The 7,367-nt window shown below is 57.1% G+C and carries 8 protein-coding genes; 7 read left to right on the top strand and 1 reads right to left on the bottom strand.

Going from position 1 to position 7,367, the window contains the following annotated elements; all coding sequences use genetic code 11:
* Positions 1-389: porin (locus R6U90_RS10080; RefSeq protein WP_410352562.1), on the top strand; the 389-nt coding region annotated here is incomplete at its 5' end.
* Positions 390-801: 412 nt separating this feature from the next.
* Positions 802-1,842: a class I fructose-bisphosphate aldolase gene (locus R6U90_RS10075; protein ID WP_410352561.1), complete on the top strand. Its 1,041-nt coding sequence runs from the start codon at positions 802-804 to the stop codon at positions 1,840-1,842.
* A gap of 95 nt (positions 1,843-1,937) precedes the next feature.
* Here R6U90_RS10075 and R6U90_RS10070 read toward each other — a convergent pair whose 3' ends face one another.
* Entirely contained in the window at positions 1,938-2,249 is a 312-nt protein-coding gene (locus R6U90_RS10070) for an FHA domain-containing protein (RefSeq protein WP_410352560.1), read from the bottom strand.
* 644 nt (positions 2,250-2,893) lie between these two features.
* Here R6U90_RS10070 and R6U90_RS10065 point away from each other — a divergent pair.
* The 5 genes from R6U90_RS10065 (at position 2,894) to R6U90_RS10045 (ending at position 7,261) form a co-directional block, all read left to right on the top strand.
* Positions 2,894-3,586, top strand: coding sequence for a TonB family protein (locus R6U90_RS10065; protein ID WP_410352559.1), 693 nt, complete (start codon positions 2,894-2,896; stop codon positions 3,584-3,586).
* 5 nt (positions 3,587-3,591) lie between these two features.
* On the top strand, positions 3,592-4,308 hold the full coding sequence (locus tag R6U90_RS10060; protein WP_410352558.1) for a MotA/TolQ/ExbB proton channel family protein: 717 nt from the start codon (positions 3,592-3,594) through the stop codon (positions 4,306-4,308).
* Positions 4,308-4,718: an ExbD/TolR family protein gene (locus R6U90_RS10055; protein WP_410352557.1), complete on the top strand. Its 411-nt coding sequence runs from the start codon at positions 4,308-4,310 to the stop codon at positions 4,716-4,718. The genes R6U90_RS10060 and R6U90_RS10055 overlap by 1 nt, the downstream gene beginning before the upstream one ends.
* 74 nt (positions 4,719-4,792) lie before the next feature.
* Complete coding sequence (gene hemP, locus R6U90_RS10050; RefSeq protein WP_410352556.1) at positions 4,793-4,903, top strand: hemin uptake protein HemP; 111 nt, start codon at positions 4,793-4,795, stop codon at positions 4,901-4,903.
* A 117-nt stretch (positions 4,904-5,020) separates the two neighbouring features.
* Positions 5,021-7,261, top strand: a complete 2,241-nt coding sequence (locus R6U90_RS10045) for a TonB-dependent receptor family protein (RefSeq protein WP_410352555.1) — start codon at positions 5,021-5,023, stop codon at positions 7,259-7,261.
* Positions 7,262-7,367: the final 106 nt, after the last annotated feature.

The raw sequence follows: 7,367 nt of genomic DNA, 5'->3' as shown, positions 1-7,367 counted from the left end.
ACAACCTGCGTCTGACAGCTACCTACACCCTGGATCAACTGCAGTTCGGTGCCATCTACGAGTCCACCGACAGTGATGACACGACTTACGACCGGGACGCATACGGGGTGAATGCCAAATACCGCTTCGACGAGGCGCTGGATATGCGCGTGCAGTATCTTGTCGCGGACGATCACAGCGGGCAGGCCGACTCCGGCGCCCAGCACCTGGCGCTGGGGGTATTCAACCAGCTGGACAAGGCAACCCAGATCTATGCTGCCTATACTCTGACCGACAATGACGCCAACGCCAACTATCAGGGGATCGACGGCGGTCACGGTGACGAGTTGACCACCGACGCGGGCGGCAGCCCCTCGGCCATCTCCGTCGGTGCGGTTTACAAATTCTGAGGTAAACCTTTTAACCGTCGCACGACAGGGCGGATCGGCCTTTCCAGGCTGATCCGCTTTTTTTATTGCATCGCGCTCTGAGCGCTGCGGCTGGTCGCCCTGCCGGGGTAATAAACTGAAATTATAAAAACAGCGATAATCCTGCATTTTCAGTAATGGCTTATTCCCCTGTGCTTAATACCGGATTGTGAGCTCCCTTATTATGCGAACTTGCGTTGCTTTCATGTGCACTGTGAATGCGATTATCCGGCACCCGTGTCTGGCATAAACAATATTTTTTAGCTGTGAGCGATTTTGTGCGCTAGCTTTAGGGGCAAGAAAAATCTGCACGTTACTGTCCCCGACGGTCATCACTGAAACGTTGGTTTCCGGGGATGAAAATGAACGTCAAATAATCAGAGGAGGTCGTACAATGGATTACGCTGCACTGAAGCAGACTGCCCGTGCCATGGTGGCACCCGGACAGGGCATTCTGGCGATGGATGAAAGCAATCCAACCTGTGGCAAACGGCTGCAGGCTGTTGGCGTGGACAATACCGGGGCCAATCGGGTTGCGTATCGAGATCTGCTGCTCGGTACTCCCGGACTGGGCGAGTACATCAGCGGCGCGATTTTGTACGACGAGACCATTCGCCAGAATAATCCGCAGGGGCGCGCCTTTACTGAACTGATGCAGGAGCAGGACATTATTCCCGGCATCAAGGTCGACACCGGGGCCAAGGAGCTGGCGCTGCATCCGGGTGAGAAGGTCACCGAAGGGCTGGATGGTCTGCGCGAACGGCTGGAAGAATATCGGGACATGGGCGCGCGTTTCTGCAAGTGGCGTGCGGTGATTACGATTGATATGAACAAAGGCTTGCCGAGCCGGGCCTGTATGCAAGCCAATGCCCATGCATTGGCACGTTACGCTGCCTTGTGTCAGGAAGCTTCACTGGTGCCGATTGTGGAGCCCGAAGTATTGCTCGACGGCGACCATTCCCTTGAGGATAGTTTTGCCATCACCCGGGAGACCCAGCACACGGTCTTTGAACAGCTTTACCGGCAAAATATATTCTTCGAGGGCATGGTGCTCAAACCCAGTATGGTGATCAGCGGCAAGGAACACGCGCAACAGGCGGGTATCCAGGAAGTGGCCGAGCGCACACTGGAATGTCTGCAACAGACCGTCCCGGCAGCGGTGACGGGGATTGCCTTTCTCTCCGGCGGGCAGAGCGATGAGCAGGCCACGCAGCATCTGAATACCATGAACCGACTGGCCGAGAACCTGTCACTACCCTGGCAGCTGACATTTTCCTATGCGCGCGCTCTGCAGCATCAGGCGCTGACTACCTGGAAGGGCAGTGCGGACCAGATCGGCGCGGCCCGCAAAGCCTTGCTGCATCGGGCCAGGCTCAATGCGCTGGCCAGTAAAGGCGAATATAAGGATGAGATGGAGCAGCAGGAGGCTGCCTGATTTGACTGGTTGAGTTTTTCTCAGGGCTGGCCGGGCGAAGTTGATCCCATCGCCTGGCTTTTTTTATGCTCGTCGGGCTAATGGCATGTTATCTGTCAGACGAGGGTTCTGACCTGATCCGATTCGGGATCCAGGCGAAGCTGATGCTTGCCGATTTTCAGTACATCTCCGGGTTGCAGAACTTTTTTGCGAACCTTCTTGCCATTGACGTAGGTACCGTTGGTACTGCCCAGATCCTCGACGTGCGTGGCATTGAAGTATGTCACGATGCGGGCGTGATGCTTGCTAATCGTTTTATCATCGAGGTGCAGGCTGTTGTCCTCGGCACGGCCGATGGTGAGTGTGCCGGCGGCGAGTTCGCACACCGTGATCTGCTGGCTGTCATGTAATACCGCGATTCTGGTCATAGCTCTGAATCCTGTTCCGCTATATTCCTGTCAGGTCGTTTCCCATTGGTAATTCTCAAATCGCTTTGCTGCCGGGGTCCCATCAGATGTCATGAAACACCGCTTCTTCTGACCTATTATCCGCTTTTCGCAATAAAAGAAAATCAGGGTAATTACCTAGATCAAAACGGGGATACCTGATTGGTGAGTCGGCACGGATAGCGAAGAAGATAAGTATCTGAGCATTCAGCTCAATATTTCGGCAGCAGTCTGGTTTGTCACAACAGTCTGTTTCGACTTCTATATGCCAGACCCCCTGCAAAATGACTTACCGGAATTCGATACGTCACAGCGAATGGCCTGCCTGTTTGCTGCAGAGTGAGCAGTGAAGTGGATATCGAATGGGTCGGCAAGCTGACAACAACCCGAATGAGCTGATCGGCGAACAAAATTCTGACCAATAGCGGGATGGATTTCCACCGGGGTGGCGGTGCTTGTCTTCTGTCTGTTTAGCAGATTTTGCCACTGCTCACCCGCGGATTCGTCCGGCGAAGTGGGATTTTTAATATCTAATTGACAACGATTCTCATTAGCATTACGATTCATATCCAGTTGCCGGCCAGATGCCAGGTGCAGAAGTTTTACTCAATGGAGGCCGTTGGTGCATGGGGATAACAGGAGCAGGTCATTGGGGAGCCCGGTGTCGGGAGCGTCTCCTGTGTCGTCCTGTCAAGGTCCTGTTACTGGGGGCAAGTCTGGTCGCTCACGTGGGGGGACTGGCCTGGATGCTGGGAACCAGCGAAGCGGAAATCTCGCCGGTCAGCAGCAGCACCCGCACCATGCAGGTAACGCTGGTAGAGCGCAAATCGGCGCCTGAATCAAGGCCTGAACCGGAACCGGAACCGGAACCGCAAACGGAGCCGGAATCAGAACCGGAACCGCAAACGAAGCCAGAATCAGAACCGCAAACGGAGCCGGAATCAGAACCGGAACCGCAAGCGGAGCCGGTCGAGTCCGAAGCAAAAGAGCCACTTGCGGAGTCGGTCCAGGAGGCAGATGAACCGGAGCCGGTTACCAGTGAGCCGGTCTTTGAGGCGGACTACCTGAACAACCGCCCGCCGGCTTACCCTCGCGCCTCACTGCGCCAGGGCGAGCAGGGGAATGTCCGGCTGCGGGTTCGTGTGGGACCTGATGGCGAACCGCAGGAAGTGAAACTGGCCCGTTCCAGTGGTTCAGCCCGGCTGGACCGGGCGGCCCTGGAGGCGGTTAAACGCTGGCGTTTTGAGCCGGCGCGACGTGGTGGGACAGCGGTGGCGGCATGGGTCGTTGTGCCCATCACATTCAAACTGGAGAGCTGAGGTTTATGTCACTGGATTATGTTTTTGCACAGGGCGATGCGGTTCTGATCGCTGTGTTTTTGATACTGGTATTGATGTCCGTGGCGACCTGGTACCTGATTCTGGCGGGCATCGTGCTGGTTCGGGGTCAGCGCCAGGCCAATCGCCGTTTCCTGAACAGGTTCTGGGATGCCCGCGATGTGGCCGGGGCGGAACAGATCGCCGAACAGTCGCGCAGCCCACTCGCCCGGATCGCGGTTGCGGGCATTACTGGTCTGCGCCATTACCGCGAGCGGGAGCACGTCCGGCTTGGCGATGCCTGCAGCACCGATGAGTTTCTGGGGCGCACCCTTCGCAATGCCATGAACAGTGAAAACGCTCGCCTGCAATCGGGACTGACGCTGCTGGCCTCCATCGGCAGTACCGCGCCGTTTGTCGGTCTGTTCGGTACAGTGTGGGGGATCTATCACGCCCTGCTGGATATCGCGGCACAGGGATCGGCCAGCATGGAAGTGGTGGCCGGTCCACTGGGCGAAGCCCTGATTGCTACCGCCGCTGGTCTGGCCGCGGCGATTCCCGCCGTGCTGGCCTATAACGCCCGGGTCCGGGCCAACCGGGTATTGATGGATGAGCAGGACGCTTTTGCCCACGATCTGCATGCCTTTTTGATGACCGGGGCGGGCATTTCCCGCCAGCTGACGTTGAACACGCCGCCGTTGCGTGTGGCGGCGGAGGGGGCCTGATGGCCTTCGGCGGATTCGGCCAGTCGAGCGAACAGCCGATGGCGGAGATCAATATGATCCCGCTGGTGGATGTCATGCTGGTATTGCTGGTGGTATTCATTATCACCGCGCCGGTGATCACCCACGCGGTCAGGGTGGAGTTGCCGACAGCCTCTTCGGCACCGAGCGAGCAGGATGAGGAAACCGTGATCGTCAGCATCAAGGCAGATGGTCAGTTGATCTGGAAAGAGCAGGCGGTCTCCTGGGAGCAGTTTGTTAATCGGCTTCAGAGATTGAGTGGATCACAATCGGAGCTGCATTTGCAGGCGGATCGCACCGCTATCTACGAGCGGATTGCCAGGGTCATGGCTGCGGCGCGCCGTCACGGAATTGAAAAAATCGGTTTTGTCACCGAGCCGGAGTCCGGATAACAGGCATGAACGAGAAACGACAAACAAACCGCAACATATCAACTCGTACAGAGAGTGAAGCAGGCGTTCACCTGGTGAGCAGCGAAGTGCTGTTGCCGGCAGGTCGTACGCTGCATATTGAGCATCGGGGCGAAATTTACATGCTGCGCAAAACCCGCAGCGGCAAACTGATACTCACCAAATAACAGGATTCAAGAATTTAAAACGCAACATCCAACATTCACTTACCGCCAGCCAGCTGTGTACCTGTCAGTACCAGTCAGCCAGCCCGAAACAAGTCGTTCAATCAATGGGAGACTGACATGCACACTAAACAATCTTGTGATCTTGAACATCGCTCACGACGGTTCGCACCGCTGGCCGCCGCGGTGGCGATTGCCCTGACCCCGGCCCTGCCGGTATCCGCGATGGAAAGCGCCACGGCATCCTCACGAGTTCTGGAACGGGTGACCGTGGTCGGCAGCCAGCAGGGCGCGGATGCAATCGCCGGATCGGCGCATTTCATCAGCGAGGAGGAGCTGGAAAAACACGAATACAGCGATATCAACCGCATCCTGCGCGAGGTGCCAGGCGTCAACCTGCAGGAAGAAGAAGGTTACGGCCTGCGCCCGAACATCGGTATGCGCGGTACCGGCGTGGATCGCAGCGCCCGGATTACGCTGATGGAAGACGGCATACTGGCCGCACCCGCAGCCTATGCCGCACCTTCCGCCTATTATTTCCCCAGCGCGGGACGTATGGAATCGGTGGAAGTGCGCAAAGGTTCCAGTTCCATCAAATACGGTCCCAATACCACCGGTGGAGCGTTGAATCTGATTAGCCGCTCCATCCCGAACCAGTTTGATGGCCAGGTTGATGTCAGCCAGGGCAGTGACACTACCCGCCGCACGCATGTGCACATGGGGGACAGCGGCGACCAGTTCGGCTGGGTGGCGGAAACCTTCCAGTATAGCTCGGACGGCTTCAAGAATCTGGATAATGGCGGTGATACCGGTTTCGATACCGAGGATTACCTGACCAAATTTCGCGTCAACACTGGCGCTGATGCCAGTACCTATCAGGAACTGGAACTCAAGCTGGGCGCCTATGATGAGGTCTCCAACGAAACCTACCTGGGATTGACGCAGGCGGATTTTGATGCGACGCCGTATCGCCGGTATGCCGCCTCGCAGCGGGATCAGATGAATGCGGATCAGCAGCAGTACAGCCTGCGCCACTTCGCCGAGCTGTCCCCGACCATGGACGTAACTAGTACCCTGTACCGCCAGGACTTCGCGCGTAACTGGTACAAGCTGGACAAGGTCAACGGTAACAGTATCAGCGGGGTTCTGGACGATCCAAATAGCTTCTCCGCTGAAATGGCCGTTATCAAAGGCGGCGACAGCGCGGATGATTATCTGGCGGTCAAGGCCAACAATCGCGAATACTATTCACAGGGTATCCAGTCGGTACTGGGTATGTCGTTCGAGCAGGGCGGCGCGCGGCACGATATCGAGTACGGCCTGCGTTATCATGAGGATGAAGTCGACCGTTTTCAGCATGTCGATCAGTACAAGATGGATAACGGCACGCTGGTACTGACTACCGCCGGTGCACCGGGCTCCGAGAGCAACCGGGTCTCTACTGCCCAGGCGCTCGCGGCATTTGTGCAGGATACGATCACCTTTGATAAATGGACCCTGCAGCCGGGTTTGCGTTACGAATCTATCGACACCGAACGCAAGGATTACGGTACCAGCGATCCCAACCGCACCGGTAGCAGTCTGACTGTGACTGAACATTCGGTGGATGTCTGGATTCCGGGGCTGGGCGCGACTTATCAGTACAGTGACCGGGTCAGCCTGCTGGCCGGCGTGCACCGCGGCTTTACCCCGCCGTCACCCGGTTCTGATACCGACCCCGAAAAGAGCGTCAACTTTGAAGCCGGGATGCGCTATAACGACGGCGTCATGCGTGCTGAAGCGATTGCCTTTTATAACGACTACAGCAATCTGCTGGGTACCTGTACCGCTTCCAGCGGAGGGGGCTGTACCATCGGTGATCAGTTCCAGGCCGGAGAAGTCACTGTGCAGGGTCTGGAAGCATCTCTAAGTCGCGATCTCGTGGCCAACAGCGACAAGGCCTATGCACTGCCTGTCCGGTTCAGTTACACGTATACCGATGCCACCTTCGATAACGGCTTCTCCAGCAGTTTTGATGAATGGGGTACGGTGGAGCCAGGTGATGAGACACCCTATCTGCCGCAGCATCAGTTGTCCGCCGGTATCGGCGTGGAACACGCCAGCTGGAGCATGGATCTGGCAGCCAAGTACATGGGCGAGATGCGGACCGTGGCTGGCCAGGGCAGTATCCCGGCGGATGAGAAAGTCGACTCCCATGTAGTGTTCGATCTCGGCGGTGATTACCGCTTTGCCGAAAACAGCAAAGTCTATCTGAGCGTCGAGAATTTGCTGGATGAAACCTATGCCGTGGCCCGGCGTCCGGCCGGTGTTCGTCCTGGCAAGCCGCGGAGCTTTATGCTGGGGCTGAAGCACGACTTCTGACCGCTTTTCTACTCCTCTGCCATTGGTAGTGACCCACCCGTATCCGTTCTGGATGCGGGTTTTTTTATGTCTGCGCAGGCGGGACGATTGCCGGCTTCAGGGCGTT

The organism is Thiohalophilus sp. (genome assembly GCF_046483665.1).
GTDB lineage: Bacteria > Pseudomonadota > Gammaproteobacteria > UBA6429 > Thiohalophilaceae > Thiohalophilus.
This window is presented reverse-complemented; position numbering and strand designations above follow the sequence as displayed.